Raw genomic sequence first — 17,451 nt, forward strand, 5'->3', positions numbered from 1 at the left:
GCCGGAAGTTCGCCCGAGGGAGGTGGTTAGGTTAGCCTTACCTGAACAACTCCCGGAAGGTGTTGCATCCGTGCGTACCCGCAAGCCCCTGGCCGCCGTGGCCGTCACGTCCGTCCTCGCCCTGACGCTCTCCGCCTGTGGCTCCGACGACGGCGCCGCCGCTGACCAGGGCGAGACGATCACCGTCACTGACTCCCGCGGCGAGGAGGAGGTGCCGCTCAACCCCGACAGCGTCGTGGTCTACGACATGGGCGTGCTCGACACCCTCGACACCCTGGGCGTCGACGCCGTCACCGGCGTCGCCAAGGGCGGGGCGACCCCGTCCTACCTGCAGAAGTACGCCGGCGATGACTACGTGGGCGTGGGCGACCTCTTCGAGCCCGACCTCGAGGCGATCCCGCAGACCGAGCCCGACCTGATCATCGTCGGCGGCCGCTCCTCGGCCATGCACGACACCCTCGAAGAGACCTTCGACGACGTGCCGGTGCTCGACATGTCGGTCGACGAGAGCGCCTACTTCGAGAGCTCGCGCGCCAACGCCCGCGAGCTGGCCAAGATCTTCGAGAAGACCGACGAGGTCGAGGAGCTGATCGCCGAGCAGGAGAAGGACGTCGAGGCCCTGCGCGGGCAGGCCGACGGCGCCGGCAAGGCCCTGGTCCTGCTGACCAGCGGCGGCGAGGTCACCGCCTACTCCGTCGGGTCGCGCTTCGGCTTCCTGCACACCGACTTCGGTGTCGAGCCCGCCACCGGCGAGCTGGGCGACGAGGAGTCCCGCCACGGCGAGGCCGTCTCCTTCGAGTTCGTGAAGAAGACCGACCCCGACCTGCTCTACGTCGTCGACCGCGACGCCGCCATCGGCGAGGAGGGCAAGTCGGCCGAGGAGATCCTCGACAACCCGCTGGTGCGTGGCACCAAGGCCTGGAAGCAGGAGAAGGTCACCTACGTCGACGCCGAGGCCTGGTACATCGTCGTCGGCGGCCTCACCTCCATGGGCACCCTCATCGACGAGGTCACCCAGAGCCTCTCCTGACCCATGACGACCACGCTCCCCGTCGCCCCGACCACCTCGCCGGCCACCCGCGCCGCCGGGGTGGTCGGCGGCGTCGTGGGGCTGGTGGTCCTGGCCGGGGTGAGCATGGCGATCGGCGTGGCCGACCTCAGCTGGGAGATCGTCTGGACCTCGCGCCTGCCGCGCACCCTCGCGCTCGTGCTCGCCGGCGCGGCTCTCGCGGTCTGCGGGCTCCTGCTCCAGCTGCTGGTGCGCAACCGCTTCGTCGAACCCTCCACGGTCGGCACCACCGAGGCGGCCGGCCTGGGCCTGGTCGTCGTCACCCTGCTCGCCCCCGGCGCCCCCCTGATGGCCAAGATGGGGGCGGCTTCGGTCTTCGCGCTCGCCGGCACCTGGCTCTTCCTGCGGGTGGTGCGGATGATGCCGGTGCAGGAGACCATCCTGGTGCCGCTCATCGGCCTGATGCTCGGTGGTGTGATCGCCGCCTTCACCACCTTCCTGGCCTTCCACAACGACCTGCTCCAGACCCTCAACAGCTGGATGACCGGCGACTTCTCCGGCATCCTGCGCGGGCGCTACGAGCTGCTCTGGATCGCCGCCGTCCTGGTCGCGATCGCCTTCTTCACCGCGGACCGCTTCACCGTGGCGGGCATGGGTGAGACGTTCTCGACGAACGTCGGCCTCGACCACCGCAAGGTGATGGGGCTCGGCCTGGGCATCCTCTCGGTGGTCAGCGCCGTCGTCGTGGTGACCGTGGGCATGATCCCCTTCCTGGGCCTGGTCGTGCCCAACGTGGTGAGTGCCATGGTCGGCGACAACGCCCGCAAGGGTCTGCCGTGGGTCGCGATCCTGGGCTCCGGGCTCGTGCTGGTCTGCGACATCGTCGGCCGCGTCATCCGCTACCCCTACGAGATCCCGGTCGGCACCGTCATGGGTGTCCTCGGCGCCGCCTTCTTCCTGTACCTGCTGCTGCGGAGGAACCGGCGCGATGCCTGACCAGCTCACCGCTCCCCCGCTGCCCGGCGCGCCGACCGCTGGCCCGCGCCACTGGCGTACGCCCTCTCCCCGCGTGCGGGTGGCCCTCGCCGCTGCGCTGGCGCTCGCGGTGGTGGCCGGCTTCCTGCTCTCCGACACCCACGGCTACGCCGAGTTCGTGGTGCCGTTGCGCATCCGGCGTCTCGCCGCCCTGGTGCTGGTCGGCTGGGCGATCGCCCTCTCGACGGTGCTCTTCCAGACCGTCACCGGCAACCGCATCCTCACGCCGGCGCTGATGGGCTTCGACGCGCTCTTCGTGCTGCTCCAGACCGTCGTGGTCTTCGCGTTCTCCGCGCAGCTGCTGCGCGACGTCGACCCGCGGCTGCAGTTCGCCGCCGAGACGTTGCTGATGCTGGTCTTCGCGCTCACGCTCTTCCGTTGGCTCTTCTCCTCGGGCCGCTACGAGCTGCACGTGCTGATCCTGGTCGGCATGGTCTTCGCCACCCTCTTCCGCAGCATCGCCGCCTTCCTGCAGCGACTCATCGACCCCAGCCAGTTCCAGACCCTGCAGAACCTGATGTTCGCCTCGTTCACCACCGTCGACGAGGACCTGGTCTGGATCGCCGCGGCCGTCGTCGCGGTCGCCACGGTGCTGGTGGTGCGCCGCCTGCGCGTCTACGACGTGCTCGCGCTCGGCGCGGAGACAGCCACGAACCTCGGCGTCGACCACCGGCGCGAGACCACGAAGGTCCTGGCCCTCGTCGCCGTGCTGGTCTCGGTCTCCACCGCGCTCGTCGGCCCGATCACCTTCTTCGGCCTGCTCGTCGCCCACCTCGCCTACCAGCTGGCCGGCACGCACCGCCACGCCGTCGTGCTGCCGATGGCGGGACTGGCCGCCGTCGTCTGCCTGGTCGGCGGGCAGTACGTCCTCGAGCGGCTGCTGGAGGTGACCACCACGCTGTCGGTGGTCATCGAGCTCGTCGGCGGCCTCACCTTCATCGCCCTGCTCATCCACCGAGCCCGGAGGAACCTCGCATGACGGAGACCGTCGCCCCACCCCTCGCCCCCTCGTCGACGCCAGGCGGCGGCGAGCCGGCCGTACGCGTCGAGTCCGTGAGCAAGCGCTACGGGCAGACCCTCGTGGTCGACGACGTCCACCTCGAGCTGCCGGTGGGCGGGGTGACCGCCCTGATCGGGCCCAACGGCGCCGGCAAGTCGACCCTGCTCTCGATCATGGGACGGCTGTTGAGTGCCGACGGCGGCCGCGTGAGCATCAGCGGACTCGACGTCGCCACGGCCCGGGGCGACGACCTGGCCCGCAAGCTGGCCGTGCTGCGACAGGAGAACCGGCTCGACATCCGCCTGACCGTGCGCGACCTGGTCACCTTCGGCCGCTACCCGCACTCTAAGGGGCGCCCGGGCCCCGACGACCTCCTCCACGTCGAGCGGGCGCTGGCCTACCTCGACCTCTCCGACCTCGCGGACCGCTTCCTCGACCAGCTCTCCGGCGGCCAGCGCCAGCGCGCCTTCGTGGCGATGGTGCTCTGCCAGGACACCGACGTGGTGCTGCTCGACGAGCCGCTCAACAACCTCGACCTGCGCCACGCCGTCGCCATGATGGGGCGCCTGCGCGACGCCGCCCGCGAGCTGGGTCGCACCATCGTCGTGGTCGTCCACGACCTCAACATCGCGTCCTGCTACGCCGACACCATCGTCGCGATGTCGCAGGGCCGGGTGGTGGCCCACGGGACGCCGACCGAGGTGATCGAGCCCGAGCTGCTCAGCGGCATCTACGGGCTGCCCGTGGCCGTCAACGAGATCGACGGCCAGCGGATCGCCACCTACTACTGCTGACGCGCCGAGCGCGCCGTACGTCAGTCCTGCAGGCGGGCGACGGCGGCGGCGATGCGCTCGTCGGTCGCGGTGAAGGCCACGCGGACGTGGCGACGTCCGGCGGCGCCGTAGAAGTCGCCCGGCGCCACGAGGATGCCACGCTCGGCGAACCAGGAGACCAGGTCCCAGCAGCTCGTGTCGTCACCCGCAGCGGTCGTCCACAGGTAGAGGCTCGCCTCGGAGTGCTCGACGGTGAATCCTGCTCGCTCGAGGGCCGCCTTGAGGTTGCGCCGACGGGCGGCGTAGCGGGCGTGCTGCTCGGCGACGTGGGCGTCGTCGGCCAGCACGGCCGCCATCACCTTCTGCTGCGGGTCGGGCATCTGCAGGCCGAGGTTCTTGCGGACGGCCAGCAGCTCGGCGACGACCTTCGGGTCACCGGCCACGAAGGCGGCGCGGTAGCCGGCCAGGTTGGAGCGCTTCGAGAGCGAGTGCACCGTGAGGATGCCCTCGTGGCTGTCGCCGCAGACGTCCGGGTGGAGCACCGACACCGGGAGGTTGTCCGGGTCCCAGGCGCACTCGAGGTAGCACTCGTCGGAGACGAGGAGCACGCCGCGCTCCCGGCACCAGTCGACGACCTTCTTCAGGTGGTCGACGCCGAGCACCCGGCCGGTCGGGTTCGAGGGGCTGTTGAGCCACAGCAGGGCCGGGGTGCGGGGACCGATGGCGGTGAGGCTGTCGGTCGCCATGATCTCGGCGCCCACCAGCGCGGCACCGACCTCGTAGGTCGGGTACGCGAGCTGGGGCTGCACGACCAGGTCGCCGGGGCCCAGGCCGAGGTGCATCGGGAGTGCGCCGATCAGCTCCTTGGAGCCGATGACCGGCAGCACCCCGTCGAGCCCGAGCCCGGTCACTCCGGCCGTCCGCTCCAACCAGTCGACGATGGCCTGTCGGGTCTCGGGTCGGCCGATGGTGACGGGGTAGCCGGGCGAGTCCGCGGCGTCGCACAGCGCCTGCTGCGCGACGGCAGGGGTCGGGTCCACGGGCGTACCCACCGAGAGGTCGACGATGCCGTCGGGGTGCGACCGAGCCCGTGCGGCGTGGTCGGTGAGCTTGTCCCAGGGGAAGTCCGGCAGCGTGGCCGAGACCACGCGACGAGCGTGGTTCGGCACGCTGCTCACTCCTGGTTCTGCGGGGGGAGGGCGGCGATCATCGGGTGGTCCTTGTCGATCTCACCCATCTTCGCGGCGCCACCTGGCGAGCCCAGGTCGTCGAAGAAGTTGACGTTGGCGTCGTAGTAGTCCTTCCACTCCTCCGGGGTGTCGTCCTCGTAGAAGATGGCCTCGACCGGGCAGACCGGCTCACACGCACCGCAGTCGACGCACTCGTCGGGGTGGATGTAGAGCATCCGCTTGCCCTCGTAGATGCAGTCGACCGGGCACTCGTCGACGCAGGCGCGGTCCTTGACGTCGACACACGGCTGGGCGATGACGTAGGTCACCGTTCCTCCTCGGGTTCGCTGAGCTCAGGCAGACGGGGGAAGCCTAGTATCCGGCACGTGACCGAAACCCCCGACACCCCCCAAGTCTCTCCCGGATCCGCGGGTGCCACGCACGAGGGACACACGTTGGGACCGCACGTGGTCGGCCAGCGGGTGGTCGTGCGCCGGGTGCTGCCCGGCGAGACCGGACCCACCGGTGGCCCGGCGATGACCGACACGCTGGGCGAGTGTCTCTCGTGGGGGCGTGGTCTGTGCGAGGTGCGCACCGCCGAGGGTGCGGTGGTCGCCATCCACCTGGCCGACATCGTCTCCGGCAAGCCCGTCCCACCGCGCCCGTCGGTCCGGCTGCGGGCCACGCCGCGCGAGGTGCACCTGCACGCCTCCGCCCTCTTCGACGACCTCGAGACCGCCGAGCTCGGCGAGTGGCTGGTGCGCACCGGCGGACTGGCCGCCGACGGACGAGCCACCAGGCGCGGCAACTCGGTCCTGGCCTGCGGCGACCCCGGCACCTCGCTCGACGAGGCTGCCCGACGGGTCCGCGACCACTACGCCGCCCACGACCTGCCTGCGCTCGCGCAGGTGGTGGTCGGCTCCGACGAGGAGGCGGCCCTGCAACGGCTCGGCTGGGTCGACGCCGGGGGCCACGCCGAGGTCATGGTGACCTCGGTGTCACGGCTGCTCCGGTCGCTGCCCGTCCGGCCTCCCGCCGGCACGGAGCCTGCTGAGCTCACCGAGCACGGGGACAGCGCGATCGCGACGATCGGTGACGTGGCCCGGGCCCGCGTGGGTGTCGACGCGGACTGGGTCTGCGTGGGAGACCTGTGGGTCGCCGAGCCCCGTCGACGCGCCGGCCTGGCAGTGGCCGTGCTGCGCGAGGCGCTCGACTGGGCGGCCTCCCGCGGCGCCACCACCGCGCACCTGGCTGTCGAGGTCGACAACCACGCCGCGCTGGAGCTCTACCGCTCCCTGGGCTTCGCCCACCACCACGCCTACCGGTTCCTGGCGCTGGATTGACTGGCGCTGGGTTGAGTGGCGGTGGGTTGACTGGTGCTGGGTTGACTCAGTCGCCGTTGCCGCCGGCCGGCTTGCAGACCACCGTGTCGGAGGGCGTGTAGGTGGTGTTGAACTCCTCCGTACGCTCCACCGCGCGCTGACCGGGCTTGCGGAAGACCCGCTTGACGGTGATGTCGAAGCCGGCGTAACCGGTGTTGGGCATGCAGTCGGGGCCGGAGAGCGTGCGGGTCTGGGGCGGGGTGAAGTTGCGCCGCTCCCCCGTCACGGCCTGGATGTCCCAGACCTTCGTCGACCACATGCGTACCCGCACGACGCCCTGGCTCGAGGGCGTGCTGGGGGTGACCTTGGCCTCGATCAGCACGCCGTGGGGGGTGTTGTTGCGGAACTTCAGGTCGATGGCGCCCCAGGCCACGGTCGCCTCGCGACCGACCGGGTAGCGGCTGATGTAGAAGGAGTGGGGCTTGTGCTCCACGTCCTCCAGGCCGGCGAAGAAGCTGCCGTTGAAGAGCGTGGTGGCCATCTGCGAGACGCCGCCACCCAGGTCTTCCTTGAACACCCCGTCGGCGATCATGATGCCGCTGGTGAAGCCGTTGGCCCGGGTGCGCTCTCCCACGGTCTCGTTCATCGAGAACGTCTCACCGGGCTTGAGCACGGTGCCGTTGACCAGCTCGGCGGCGCGGCCGATGTTGATGTTGCGGTACTCGGCGTGGGGGAACTCGGTGGTCACGTCGGCGACGACCTCGGTGATGTTGAGCGCCTCGGCGTCCTCGGTGCGGAAGTCGGAGCGGACCACCTCGGCCTTCACCTTCGCCGACCGGTCGCCCGACTCCGCGGCCACGAGGTCGAGGAAGAGGTCGTTGACCTCGCTGCGGTCGAAGGCGACGCCGGGCTTGTCGGGCACGACCACGGGCCGCCCGTTGCTGAGCGCCACGGTCGCCTCCACCGGGCCACCGTCGCCCGCGAGGGCCTCGTCGAGCACCTGCCGCAGCCGCTTCGGCTTGAGGGTGGGCTCGAGGGCGCCGTCGACGGGCTCCAGGGCCAGCGCCGGGGTGTACTGCTCGGGGGTGAGCCGCACCGCGGTCTCGTCGAAGACCAGCTCGACCGGGTCGGAGACCGCCGCGTTGGCGAACTGGTCGAGGGCGCGGGCCACGTCGGCCTCGTCGATCTCGGGCTCCTGCTCGCTCGTCTCGAGCACCACCGGCTCGGAGGGGCCAGGGAAGGCGGCAAGCAGCTGCTCGCGGGTGTCGTCGCGGTCCAGGGCGACGCCGGCCTCGGGGGCGGTGGTCTCGACGCTGCCGTCGACGAAGGTGACCGCGCCGTCGACCGGAGGACTGCCCACCTCCTCGTCGAGCTCGGAGACGAACGTGTCGAAGACGGCGTCGTCGAGCCTCACCACGGGTTCGACGTCGTCACCGGCGGTGAAGTAGGCCCACAGACGGTCGGGAGCCCACGAGGTGCCTGCACCGGCAGCCTCGACCGAGGCCTCGACGTCGACCGCCAGGCCCACGTCGTCGGGGGCCACGGCTCGCTCCTCGCCGTCGATGACCAGCTGCAGCGGCGCGTCGACCCGGTCGGCGAGGCCGTCGCGCAGCAGCTCCTCGGCCTGCTCGGCGGTCTTCCCGCCGACGGCGATGTCGGCGACGGTCGTGCCCTGCGGCACCTTGCCGCTGGTCAGCGCGGCGGCCGCCGCGTAGGCGCCACCGGCCAGCACGACGAGACCGAGCAGGAGCCAGAGGACCACGCGACCGCCGGCCTTCTCCTCGGGGTCGCCGGAGGACGCGCCGGGCGGGCGGGAGGCTGGCTTCGATGCGGACACGTCAGCGAGTGTAGGAGGACGCCCCCGCTGAAGGCACGTTCTGCTGCGGGCGTGGCCCGCTCCTTCCGGTGACGGCGACCAGCACGAGCAGCAGCCCCGAGCCCAAGTAGAGGTAGCCCTCGACGGTGTCGGCCACCAGGAAGTCGCCCTCCGGTCGGCCCGTCAGCACGACGTACGTCACCACGAGCCAGGCGCCCACGAAGAGCGGACGCCCCCACCACCGCGCCGGCAGCGCGCGCACGGCCAGCACGCCCGCGACCACACCCCAGGCCAGGCCCCACCAGTAGTGGTGCACCAGCGCGGTCGCCGCGGAGCTCAACGCCCCCGCCACCGCCGCCAGGAGGGCCACCGACGCAGCCGCGACGAGTGACCGTGGCCCCGTCACAGGCCCGCGAAGAGGTCGGTCTCCCACCCCTGCGGACCCAGCGGCCCCTGACGCCCCTTCGCCAACCGGTAGTGCTCGACCCCGAAGGCGGGGGCACCCACGTTGTTGGAGAGCGCGAAGAAGGGGCCGTCGGTGGTGATCTGGGTGGCGTGGGCCCGCAGCGCCGCCATCTTGGCCTCGAAGTGCTGCTGCTCGGCCTCCACGACGGCGGCGATGTCGGCGTCCGGGCGGGCGATCTGCGGCAGCGGGCCGTCGGGGTCCATGCCCTCGAAGGTCGTGGAGTCACCGGAGTCGCGCAGCGCCCGCAGACCGGCCCGCATCCACGACTCCGACATGGCGCTCCAGTAGATCTTGGCGATCTCGTGGGGCTCCCCCAGGTCGCGTCGGTGCGACGGCACCGCGGCGAGGGCGGCCGCATACGTCGCGACCCGGTGGGCCTGGATGTGGTCGGGGTGGCCGTAGCCGCCGAACTCGTCGTAGGTGACGAGCACCTGCGGGCGCACCTCGCGGATGACCGCGACCAGGTGGTCGGCGGCCTCGGTCAGGTCGGCGCGCCAGAAGGCGTTGTCGTGGATCTCGTCGGCGGGCACCGCGTGGCCGTCGGGGTGCCACTTCATGCCCGAGTCGCGGTAGGTGCCGAACCCGCCGAGGAACCGGTGGTCCGTCACGCCCAGCGCGGCCATCGCGGCGGCGAGCTCGTCGCGGCGTACGGGGCCCAGCGCGTCGTCGCGGTCGGCGGCGAGGTGCTCGAGCTCGGGCACCAGGATCTCGCCCTGCTCCCCCGCCGTGCAGGTCACCAGGGTGACGTGGCGGCCCTCGGCCACGTACTTCGCCATGGTGGCCCCGTTGCCGATGGACTCGTCGTCGGGGTGGGCGTGCACGAGCAGCAGGCGCTGCTCGGGGAGCTCGCGGTCGGCGGAGTCGGTCGCGGAGGGCATGCGTGGAGCCTAGTCAGTGCTCCCTCGGACACGCGTACGCCCGGGGCGCCCTCAGTCGGCCGTTGAGTCGGCGGAAGGCGGCAGCAGGTCCGGCCGCTTCACGCGGCGTGGCGCGCGCGGGAGGTCGAGCCCGGTCCCGGGGCCGGGCTTCGGGGCCGACTGAGGGACGGGTTCCATGTCGAGCCAGCCGTCCCGCTCGTCGACGAGCACCTCCAGCACCAGCTCGGGCGCGTCGCTGACCACCGCCCAGGGGTGGTCCTCGTCGTCGTCCTCACCGGCCAGGCGCTCCTGCTCCACCTCGGCGGTGAAGCCGTCGGCAACCAACCGCGCCGCGACCGACCGGGCGTCGTCCTCGTCGAAGAAGATGGCTCGCACCCGCCCATTCTCCCCCCTCTACGGTGGAGGCAGCACCGAGCACACCGGAGGAGAGCGTGGACCAGCCGTCAGCGGAACCCGGGCACGAGCCCGCGCCCCCAGCCACGGGCGTCCACCTCGAACGGGTGGAGGAGCACGGCGCGGCCGTCGACGCGCTCGCGGGCGCGCTGGGCGGTCGGGCCGACCTGACCGACCTGGTGGGCGACCTCAAGTTCACCGCCACCGAGTCGCGGTGGGGCCGGCTCGCCGGGCGTGCGGTGAGGCGCGCGATCGCCCTCGACCCGCACGACCAGCGCGACCGGGTCTGGTGGCCCCAGGGCGTCACGACCTCGGCCGACGCCGACCCCAGCGGCCGCGTCGCCGGGCGCCGACTCGTCGTGCTCACCTGGTACGCAAAGGCGGTCGACGGCGTGCGCCGAGGATCGCGACTGACCTTCTTCGACCTCGACACGCTGCGCTACCGCCACGTCCTGCTGGTCGAGCCGCGCCTCGACGACGAGGGGCGCCTCGGGCTGGAGAGCGTCCGGATCCACGCGGGCGGCATCGTCTGGGCCGGCGGATGGCTGCACGTCGCCGCGACCGCCCGAGGGTTCCTCTCCTTCCGCGTCGACGACCTCCTGCGGGTGCCCGACGACAACGCGCGGCCCGACGAGATCGGGGTGTCCGACCTCGACGGCGTCCCCCGGGTGGCCTCCTTCGGCCACCACTACGTCCTGCCGGTCCGCACGGTGCACCGCGCCCGCACCGACGAGGGGCACGAGCCCCTGCGCTACTCCTTCCTCTCGCTGGACCGCTCCACGTCACCGCCCTCCCTGCTCGCCGGGGAGTACGCCCGTGGTCGGCAGTCGGCGCGGCTCGCCCACTTCGACCTGGACCCCACCTCGTGGCTCCCGGTGACCGACGAGCGGTCCGTCGCCCGCCCGGTCGTCGAGGACGCGCGTACGCTCCAGATGCAGGGCGCCGTCGTCGCCCGCGGCCGCCACCACGTGACCACCTCACGAGGCCCCTGGCTCCCCGGATCGGTGCGGACCGGTCGCCCCGACCGGTTGCGGGCCCACCACTTCGCCGTGCCGATGGGCCCGGAGGACCTCACCTACGTGCCGCAGACCGATGCGTTGTGGACGGTCACGGAGCACCCCCGACGCCGCTGGCTCGTCGAGATGCGGCGCTCTTGGTTCGACTGACCCGGGCCTCAGGCGGTCTCGACGAGTCCGTGGGAGGCCAGGTCGGCCATCAGAGCCTCGAGCGCCTCACCCAGGGTGCCGACCTCGGGGGCACCGACGAGCTCCTCCACCTGCGGCGCGAGGTCGTCGAGGTCACGCCAGGAGTCGTCGAGCAGCCCGAGCACCAGGGTGGGCACCTCGGAGAGGGTGAGGGCACGGCCCTCGACCAGCACCGCGCTGCGCCCCTCTTCGACGTACTCGTCGATGACCGGGAGTCGACGCACCCGCGTGATCGGACCTGGCTGCGCGCTCATGCGGTCTCCCCGGTGGCCTCAGCGACCTCGGCGGTCTCGGTGGACCAGCTGTCGCCGGCCAGCAGTTCGGCGATCACCGGGGCCAGGTCGGCGGCCTCGGAGTAGACCAGCCGTCGCGCCCCGCCGCGCTCGTGGAGCATCCGGGCGACCGTGTGCAGTGGCCGGTCCAACAGGTGCAGCGACGAGGTCTGCTCCGCGAGCAGCGACAGCGCCTCGACGGTCGGCACCTGCTCGACGCGTACGCCCTCGGCCTCGGGGTCGCGCTGCAGCAGCGCGACCGCGGCGAGCCGCGCACCCTCCGGGGCGGGCAGCAGCCCCAGCTCGTCGGGCGAGACCTGGCGCTTGGGGCGCCTGCCGTCGACCAGCAGCGACAACGGCTTGGCGAACGGCTCGAGGTCTCCCTCGACCGAGATGACAGCCGTCTCGTCGGAGAGGTAGCCGAACTCCTTGCCCAACGTCAGGGCCGCGGTCGTCTTGCCGGTGCCGGAGGGGGCGACCAGGACGACCGTGGCCCCGGTGCTCGGGTCGGCGAGCGCGCAGGCGTGCAGCAGCCAATGGCTGCCGACCCTCTGCTCGAGGCACCGCTGGGTCACCCGGGTGCTCACCTCGTCCAGCACCGGCACCAGCTCGGTGGCGGCGACGGCACCGTCGGCCCGCGCCCGGCTCACCACGGCAGGGTCGTCGTCGAGCACGACGTGCAGCACCAGAGCCGGCTCGTCGTCCTGGCGGTGGGGCGCCGCGGCCGCCGACCAGGCACGTGCGAGCTCGGTCTGCAGCTCCGCGGCCCGGCCACCACCCGCGCGCAGGTGCACCAGGATCCCCATGGCGACCAGGACGACCGGAGCGCGGTCGGCCGCGACGGCGTGGGTCGGCTCAGGCATGCGTCGCAGTCTAGGCACGGAACGACGCCACGCCGCGGTCCCATCAAATCGTCCCGGCGTGTGGGCGGGGCCACACGCCCGTAGACTGCAGCGCGACCGACCTACAAGGGGGACATCCGTGGAGTTGAAGGACTACGTCCGGTTGCTGCGCAACCACTGGGCGGGAGTCATGGTCATCGTGGTCGCCTGCGTGCTGGTCGGTGCGGCGTGGACGGCCACCCGCTCCCCGGTCTACGCAGCCAACGCGAAGGGCTTCGTGACCACCGCCCAGGCCGACGACAACGCCTCGCTGGCCTCGGTCAACGACAGCCTGGCGAAGTCCAAGGCGACCTCCTTCCTCGAGATCGCGCGCAGCCGCGCGGTGGCGCAGCGCGTCATCGACGAGCTCGGCCTCAGCGCCTCCTCCAGCACCCTGGTGAACAACATCGAGGCCACGCAGCCGCCCGACACCGTGATCATCCAGATCACGGCCCGGGCCGGCACCGCGCGGTCGGCCCAGGAGCTGGCCGACGCGTGGGTCGCCGCCCTGTCGGCCACCGTCGAGGAGATCCAGAATCCCAACCGCCGCGGCACCGCGGCCCTGCGCATCATGCCGGTGGAGGAGGCCGCCCTCCCGGGCTCGCCCATCTCCCCCGACCCTGTGCGCAACATGGGCCTCGCGCTGCTGCTCGGCCTGCTGCTCGGCTTCGGCTACGCCGTGCTGCGGGGCGCCTTCGACCGCCGTCTGCGCAGCAAGCGCGAGATCGAGGAGCGCTTCAACATCAGCGTCGTGGGCCAGATCCCGAAGGTCGACCTGCTGGAGCGCGACAAGGGCGGCCGTCTCGCGCTCGCGGTCGACGCCGACGCCCGTGACAGCGGCCAAGCCCCCGCGTCGGAGGCCTTCCGCAAGCTGCGCACCAACCTGACCTACATGGACATCGACAACCCCCCGCGCATCATCGTCGTGACCAGCCCCCTGCCGGGCGACGGCAAGTCGACCGTCGCCGCCAACCTGGTCGCCGCCATCGAGCGATCCGGCGAGCCGGTGATCCTGGTCGACGGCGACCTGCGCCGCCCGATGGTGGCCTCCACCCTCGGCCTGGTCGACGGCGTCGGCATCACCGACGTCCTCACCGGCAAGATCGGTCTCGAGGAGGCCCTGCAGCGGGTGCCCGGCCACGACGGCCTGCGGGTGCTCGCGGCCGGCCCCATCCCGCCGAACCCCAGTGAGCTGCTCGGTTCGCAGGCGATGCGCAACCTGCTGGCCCGCCTGTCGCAGGGCGCCATCGTCGTCATCGACGCCCCACCCCTGCTGCCCGTCACCGACGGTGCGATCCTCTCCGCGCGCACCGACGGCGCGCTGGTCGTGATCTCGGCCGGCAAGACCCGCGACCACCACCTCGAGCAGGCCCTCGAGCACCTCGAGCGGGTCGACGCCAAGACGCTGGGCCTCATCGTCAACCGGGAGCCGACCCGCAAGGGCGTCTTCGGCTACGGGTACGGCTATGGCTACGGGTACGGCTACGGCTACGGCGCCCGCCCCCAGAAGGCGCCGAGGACCTCCGCCAAGGACGGAGCCCCCAAGCGTCGCCTGTCCCGCACCGGGAAGTGAGTGACGGACATGTCGTCGAGCTCCCTGCCATGGCGCCGTCGGGCGTCGGTGGTGAGCGTCGGTGACTCCGGGCGTACGGCGCTGATCGACCTCGACGACGCGGCCCACCCGCCGCGCATCCTCAACGGACCCGCCGCTGCGGTCTGGCAGGCCGTCGACGGTGAGCGTGACTTGACGGCCGTCTGCGAGCGGGTGGCCGACGAGTTCGGCATGACGGGCGACGAGGTGCGCAGCGACGTGGTCGCCTTCCTGGAGTCACTGGCCGCCCAGCGCCTGGTGGCGCAGGAGGAGCGATGAGCACCGCACCCGGGGAGCGTCTGACCGGCGCCGAGGCGATGGAGCTGCTGTACGTCCTCACCGCCGACGTCGCCCGGCGCGCCGGGGTGCGCTCGTTGGCGATCAAGGGCTCGGTCCTCGGTGACCAGGGTCTGCGGGCTCCGCGGGTCTCCGCCGACATCGACGTGCTGGTGCACCCCGACGACATGGAGGCCTTCGCCGCGGGCATGGCCGCCGCCGGGTGGCGGCGCAACCCCGAGACCCGGACCGCCAAGTTCCTCACCTACCACTCGGTGGACCTGCTGAACGACCACTGGCCCATGGGCATCGACGCGCACCGGTACTTCCCCGGCTTCCTCGCCCCGCCGGACGAGGTCTTCGAGGAGCTGTGGACACGGCGGTCGACACTGGCCTGCGCGGGTCACGAGGTGCCCTGCACCGGCGTGACGGGCAGTGTGGCGATCAGCGCGCTGCACTACCTGCGGGCGCCCGGGAAGCCCACGAACCGGGCCGCTCTGGACGAGCTGGTGGGACGCGCCGAGACGGTGCTCGACGACGCACTGCGGCTGGAGCTCGCCGACCTGGCCCGGCGCACCGGTGCCGTGCGTACGCTCGCGCCCTTCCTCGACGGGCTGGGGATCGAGACTCAGCCCACTCATCCGGCAGAGGAGACCGAGTACGACCGTTGGCACACCGCAACAACGACCCATGCCCACCTCGCATGGTGGGCAGAGTTGCGGCGCACCCCGCTGAGCAAGGCACCCAGCTTGATCTGGCACGCGCTGATGCTCACCCCCGAGGAGCTCCGGGCCTACCACGGTGACCGCACCGAGACGACCCCGATCTGGCGCCTGCGCGTGCAGCGGTGGCGCCGCGTCCTGCGTCGCCTCCCGGGCGTGCTGCGCGACGAGCTCGCCAAGCGCCGCGCCACGCGCTGACCGGGGCCGACTCCCCGCATCCGGGTTGATGCGGTCGCTCGGCGGGGAGCGCGCTAGACTTCTGGGCAGCACAGTCGTGGAGGGTGCCTGCAGCAGGCCACTCCCCCGCAGGTGGTCAGCGCCACCCAGGTCACCCGGCCGCCCGGCCGCGGTCTCGTCGGTCCAGCTGGCGCCTCGAGCGGTGACCGGCGTCCGCACCCGCGGGCCAGGTGCCCGCCTGTGCTCGACCAAGCCCATGGCCACGGTGTCCGCGCGATGCCGACCACGGCACTCTCCTGGAGGAAATGCTTGTCCGGCCAGACCAAGACGGCGTCCCGCGGCGGCAACCGCGGCAACCGCCGCGCCCGCAAGACGCGCCACCTCGACAACGAGGGCATCATCCCCGTGCTCGCCCGTGCGGTGCGCGAGATCGAGAGCGAGGCGCAGCGCGGCAAGGTCTCGGCCCACAACCGCACCCGTTTCCAGGTGGTGGCCCTGCTGGTGCGTGAGGAGCGGGCCCGCATCAAGGACGACAGCGAGGCCAACGAGGCGACGAAGGCCGAGCAGTTCAAGCGCCTGGACGGGGTCGCCACGATCCTGGCCAAGACGGCCGCGCGCGACACGACCCTTCTCATGCTGCTCGACGAGGGCGCGGAGGTCAGCGAGGCCGCCCGCTCGATGAAGCGCAAGATGGTGGAGGCCGCCGGCCTCGAGTTCGTGCCCGAGGAGGAGCCCGAGTCGGCTGCCGCCGACACCGCCGGCCACGAGCGCCGCGTGGTCCCGCAGTCCGTCATCTCCCGCCAGCTGGCCAACCCGTTCCAGCGTCCCGACTACGAGGCGGCCAGCAAGCGCATCGAGCCCAGGACCGACCGGTTGGTGACCTGGGAGCTCATCGGCCCGCTGCTGCGCTCCTTCGAGATCGCCAACGGCGCCCCGGCCGTGCTGGACATGCCGGAGCCCGCGAGCCTCACGACCCGCGACGGCCAGGAGATGATGCTCCACCAGGCACGCGTCGTCGCCTCGGTCCAGTCGGGCCACCGCACCTTCCTGCTCGCCGACGAGCCCGGACTCGGCAAGACCGCCCAGGCGCTGCTCGCCGCCGAGGCCGCCGAGGCCTACCCGCTGCTCTGCGTGGTGCCCAACGTCGTGAAGACCAACTGGGCCCGGGAGGCCCAGCGCTGGGTCCCGCGCCGCACCACCACCGTCATCCACGGCGACGGCCACGACATCGACGGCTTCGCCGACATCGTCGTCGTCAACTACGAGGTGCTCGACCGCCACGTCGGCTGGCTCGGCGACATCGGCTTCAAGGGCATGGTCGTCGACGAGGCCCACTTCATCAAGAACCGCAAGTCGCAGCGCTCGCAGCACGTGCTCGACATCGCCGAGCGGATCCGCCGGCGCACGGTGCGACCGCTGCTGATGGCGCTGACCGGCACCCCGCTGATCAACGACATCGAGGACTTCACCACCATCTGGCAGTTCCTCGGCTGGATCGACGAGAAGAAGCCGCTGCCCGAGCTGATGGCCCGCCTCGAGGAGACCGGCTTCACCCCCGAGGACAAGGCCTTCTACCCCGCCGCCCGCCGAGCCGTGATCGACATGGGCATCGTGCGTCGCCGCAAGGTCGACGTGGCCGCCGACATCCCTGCGCGCCGCATCGCCGACATCCCCGTCGAGCTCGACGACGAGGCCGGACGTTCGATCCGCGCCGCCGAGCGCGAGCTGGCCCGTCGCCTCGTGGAGCGCTACGACCGCGTCATGTCTGCCCGGGCCGAGGAGAACCGGTCGTCCGGCATCGACGAGGAGCTCGTGCGCCGCGTCGCCGAGTGGGAGCGCGACGAGGCGAGCGACGACAACTCCGGCGAGAACGTCTTCTCGATGATCCGCCGCATCGGCACGGCCAAGGCGCCGCTGGCCGCCGACTACGCCGCCCAGCTGGCGCGCAGCGTCGGCAAGGTGGTCGTCTTCGCCAAGCACGTCGACGTGATGGACGCCTGCGAGAAGCTCTTCGCCGACCGGGGCATCAAGTACGCCTCGATCCGGGGCAACCAGACCCCGTCGGTGCGCGAGAAGAACATCGAGGCCTTCGTCAACGACCCCGAGGTCGCGGTCGTGGTCTGCTCGTTGACCGCCGCCGGCGTGGGCCTCAACCTGCAGGTCGCCTCCAACGTGGTGCTGGCCGAGCTGTCGTGGACCGACGCCGAGCAGACCCAGGCGATCGACCGGGTGCACCGGATCGGTCAGGAGATGCCCGTCACCGCGTGGCGCATCATCGCCGCCCAGACCATCGACACCCGGATCGCGGAGCTGATCGACTCCAAGGCCGGGCTCGCCGCCCGCGCCCTCGACGGCTCCGAGGACGAGGTCGTCGCCTCGGCTGACATCCAGGTCGAGGCCATGGTGGCCCTGCTGACCGACGCCCTGAAGAACCGCGGTCTCTGACCCTCGACCTCCCCGTTTGCG

At 71.9% G+C, this 17,451-nt stretch carries 18 protein-coding genes; 10 read left to right on the forward strand and 8 right to left on the reverse strand.

What is annotated here, in order from left to right; genetic code table 11:
- The first annotated feature begins 70 nt into the window (after positions 1-70).
- Genes IEQ44_RS04150 through IEQ44_RS04165 form a run of 4 tightly spaced genes read left to right on the forward strand, consistent with a single transcriptional unit; the run spans position 71 to position 3,838 of the window.
- Positions 71-1,030 carry a siderophore ABC transporter substrate-binding protein gene (locus IEQ44_RS04150; RefSeq protein ID WP_193637165.1) on the forward strand — a complete coding sequence of 320 codons (960 nt, stop codon included), beginning with the start codon at positions 71-73 and terminating at the stop codon, positions 1,028-1,030.
- A 3-nt stretch (positions 1,031-1,033) separates the two neighbouring features.
- A complete protein-coding gene (locus IEQ44_RS04155) occupies positions 1,034-2,005 on the forward strand; it encodes an ABC transporter permease (protein WP_193637166.1) in 972 nt (323 codons plus the stop codon).
- Entirely contained in the window at positions 1,998-3,023 is a 1,026-nt protein-coding gene (locus IEQ44_RS04160; RefSeq protein WP_193637167.1) for an iron chelate uptake ABC transporter family permease subunit, read from the forward strand. The genes IEQ44_RS04155 and IEQ44_RS04160 overlap by 8 nt, the downstream gene beginning before the upstream one ends.
- Positions 3,020-3,838, forward strand: coding sequence for an iron ABC transporter ATP-binding protein (locus tag IEQ44_RS04165; protein ID WP_193637168.1), 819 nt, complete (start codon positions 3,020-3,022; stop codon positions 3,836-3,838). The genes IEQ44_RS04160 and IEQ44_RS04165 overlap by 4 nt, the downstream gene beginning before the upstream one ends.
- Before the next feature lie 20 nt (positions 3,839-3,858).
- Here the strand turns inward: IEQ44_RS04165 and dapC are convergent, their stop codons facing one another.
- Both dapC and fdxA read right to left on the reverse strand, forming a co-directional pair.
- Entirely contained in the window at positions 3,859-4,986 is a 1,128-nt protein-coding gene (gene dapC, locus IEQ44_RS04170) for a succinyldiaminopimelate transaminase (RefSeq protein WP_319804485.1), read from the reverse strand.
- 5 nt (positions 4,987-4,991) lie between these two features.
- Complete coding sequence (gene fdxA / locus IEQ44_RS04175; protein ID WP_135831712.1) at positions 4,992-5,315, reverse strand: ferredoxin; 324 nt, start codon at positions 5,313-5,315, stop codon at positions 4,992-4,994.
- A gap of 57 nt (positions 5,316-5,372) precedes the next feature.
- Between fdxA and IEQ44_RS17835 the strand changes: the two genes are divergently transcribed.
- On the forward strand, positions 5,373-6,329 hold the full coding sequence (locus tag IEQ44_RS17835) for a GNAT family N-acetyltransferase (protein WP_193637169.1): 957 nt from the start codon (positions 5,373-5,375) through the stop codon (positions 6,327-6,329).
- A gap of 46 nt (positions 6,330-6,375) precedes the next feature.
- On the opposite strand, the gene IEQ44_RS04185 is transcribed toward IEQ44_RS17835, so the two are convergent.
- From IEQ44_RS04185 to IEQ44_RS04200, 4 genes are read right to left on the reverse strand one after another with little or no spacing between them, the layout of a single operon-like run.
- Positions 6,376-8,145 carry a VanW family protein gene (locus IEQ44_RS04185; RefSeq protein ID WP_193637170.1) on the reverse strand — a complete coding sequence of 590 codons (1,770 nt, stop codon included), beginning with the start codon at positions 8,143-8,145 and terminating at the stop codon, positions 6,376-6,378.
- A gap of 1 nt (position 8,146) precedes the next feature.
- Positions 8,147-8,530, reverse strand: a complete 384-nt coding sequence (locus tag IEQ44_RS04190; RefSeq protein ID WP_227486886.1) for a hypothetical protein — start codon at positions 8,528-8,530, stop codon at positions 8,147-8,149.
- A complete protein-coding gene (gene mshB / locus IEQ44_RS04195) occupies positions 8,527-9,468 on the reverse strand; it encodes an N-acetyl-1-D-myo-inositol-2-amino-2-deoxy-alpha-D-glucopyranoside deacetylase (protein ID WP_193637172.1) in 942 nt (313 codons plus the stop codon). Before mshB ends, IEQ44_RS04190 begins: the two co-directional genes overlap by 4 nt.
- 51 nt (positions 9,469-9,519) lie before the next feature.
- Positions 9,520-9,843 (reverse strand): hypothetical protein, encoded by a 324-nt coding sequence (locus IEQ44_RS04200; protein ID WP_193637173.1) that lies wholly within the window; start codon positions 9,841-9,843, stop codon positions 9,520-9,522.
- A 56-nt stretch (positions 9,844-9,899) separates the two neighbouring features.
- Between IEQ44_RS04200 and IEQ44_RS04205 the strand changes: the two genes are divergently transcribed.
- Positions 9,900-11,027, forward strand: a complete 1,128-nt coding sequence (locus IEQ44_RS04205; protein WP_193637174.1) for a hypothetical protein — start codon at positions 9,900-9,902, stop codon at positions 11,025-11,027.
- Positions 11,028-11,035: 8 nt separating this feature from the next.
- Here IEQ44_RS04205 and IEQ44_RS04210 read toward each other — a convergent pair whose 3' ends face one another.
- Positions 11,036-11,320: a hypothetical protein gene (locus IEQ44_RS04210; protein ID WP_193637175.1), complete on the reverse strand. Its 285-nt coding sequence runs from the start codon at positions 11,318-11,320 to the stop codon at positions 11,036-11,038.
- On the reverse strand, positions 11,317-12,201 hold the full coding sequence (locus IEQ44_RS04215) for an ATP-binding protein (RefSeq protein WP_193637176.1): 885 nt from the start codon (positions 12,199-12,201) through the stop codon (positions 11,317-11,319). The genes IEQ44_RS04210 and IEQ44_RS04215 overlap by 4 nt, the downstream gene beginning before the upstream one ends.
- Positions 12,202-12,319: 118 nt before the next feature.
- On the opposite strand from IEQ44_RS04215, the gene IEQ44_RS04220 reads away from it, so the two are divergent.
- The 4 genes from IEQ44_RS04220 to IEQ44_RS04235 all read left to right on the forward strand — a co-directional run bounded on the left by IEQ44_RS04220 (position 12,320) and on the right by IEQ44_RS04235 (position 17,430).
- Positions 12,320-13,792, forward strand: coding sequence for a tyrosine-protein kinase domain-containing protein (locus IEQ44_RS04220; RefSeq protein ID WP_193637177.1), 1,473 nt, complete (start codon positions 12,320-12,322; stop codon positions 13,790-13,792).
- 9 nt (positions 13,793-13,801) lie between these two features.
- A complete protein-coding gene (locus IEQ44_RS04225) occupies positions 13,802-14,089 on the forward strand; it encodes a PqqD family protein (protein ID WP_193637178.1) in 288 nt (95 codons plus the stop codon).
- Complete coding sequence (locus IEQ44_RS04230; protein ID WP_193637179.1) at positions 14,086-15,006, forward strand: nucleotidyltransferase family protein; 921 nt, start codon at positions 14,086-14,088, stop codon at positions 15,004-15,006. Before IEQ44_RS04225 ends, IEQ44_RS04230 begins: the two co-directional genes overlap by 4 nt.
- 111 nt (positions 15,007-15,117) lie before the next feature.
- A complete protein-coding gene (locus IEQ44_RS04235; RefSeq protein WP_319804486.1) occupies positions 15,118-17,430 on the forward strand; it encodes a DEAD/DEAH box helicase in 2,313 nt (770 codons plus the stop codon).
- The last annotated feature ends 21 nt before the right edge of the window (positions 17,431-17,451 follow it).

Source organism: Nocardioides malaquae (assembly GCF_015070385.1).
GTDB classification, from domain to species: Bacteria; Actinomycetota; Actinomycetes; order Propionibacteriales; family Nocardioidaceae; genus Nocardioides; species Nocardioides malaquae.

Bases quoted from the DNA above. Each gene is read 5' to 3' on its own strand.
- IEQ44_RS04155 (WP_193637166.1), top strand. From the start codon at position 1,034: ATGACGACCACGCTCCCCGTCGCCCCGACCACCTCGCCGGCCACCCGC.
- IEQ44_RS04160 (WP_193637167.1), top strand. From the start codon at position 1,998: ATGCCTGACCAGCTCACCGCTCCCCCGCTGCCCGGCGCGCCGACCGCT.
- IEQ44_RS04165 (WP_193637168.1), top strand. From the start codon at position 3,020: ATGACGGAGACCGTCGCCCCACCCCTCGCCCCCTCGTCGACGCCAGGC.
- mshB (WP_193637172.1), bottom strand. From the start codon at position 9,468: ATGCCCTCCGCGACCGACTCCGCCGACCGCGAGCTCCCCGAGCAGCGC.
- IEQ44_RS04210 (WP_193637175.1), bottom strand. From the start codon at position 11,320: ATGAGCGCGCAGCCAGGTCCGATCACGCGGGTGCGTCGACTCCCGGTC.
- IEQ44_RS04215 (WP_193637176.1), bottom strand. From the start codon at position 12,201: ATGCCTGAGCCGACCCACGCCGTCGCGGCCGACCGCGCTCCGGTCGTC.
- IEQ44_RS04225 (WP_193637178.1), top strand. From the start codon at position 13,802: ATGTCGTCGAGCTCCCTGCCATGGCGCCGTCGGGCGTCGGTGGTGAGC.
- IEQ44_RS04230 (WP_193637179.1), top strand. From the start codon at position 14,086: ATGAGCACCGCACCCGGGGAGCGTCTGACCGGCGCCGAGGCGATGGAG.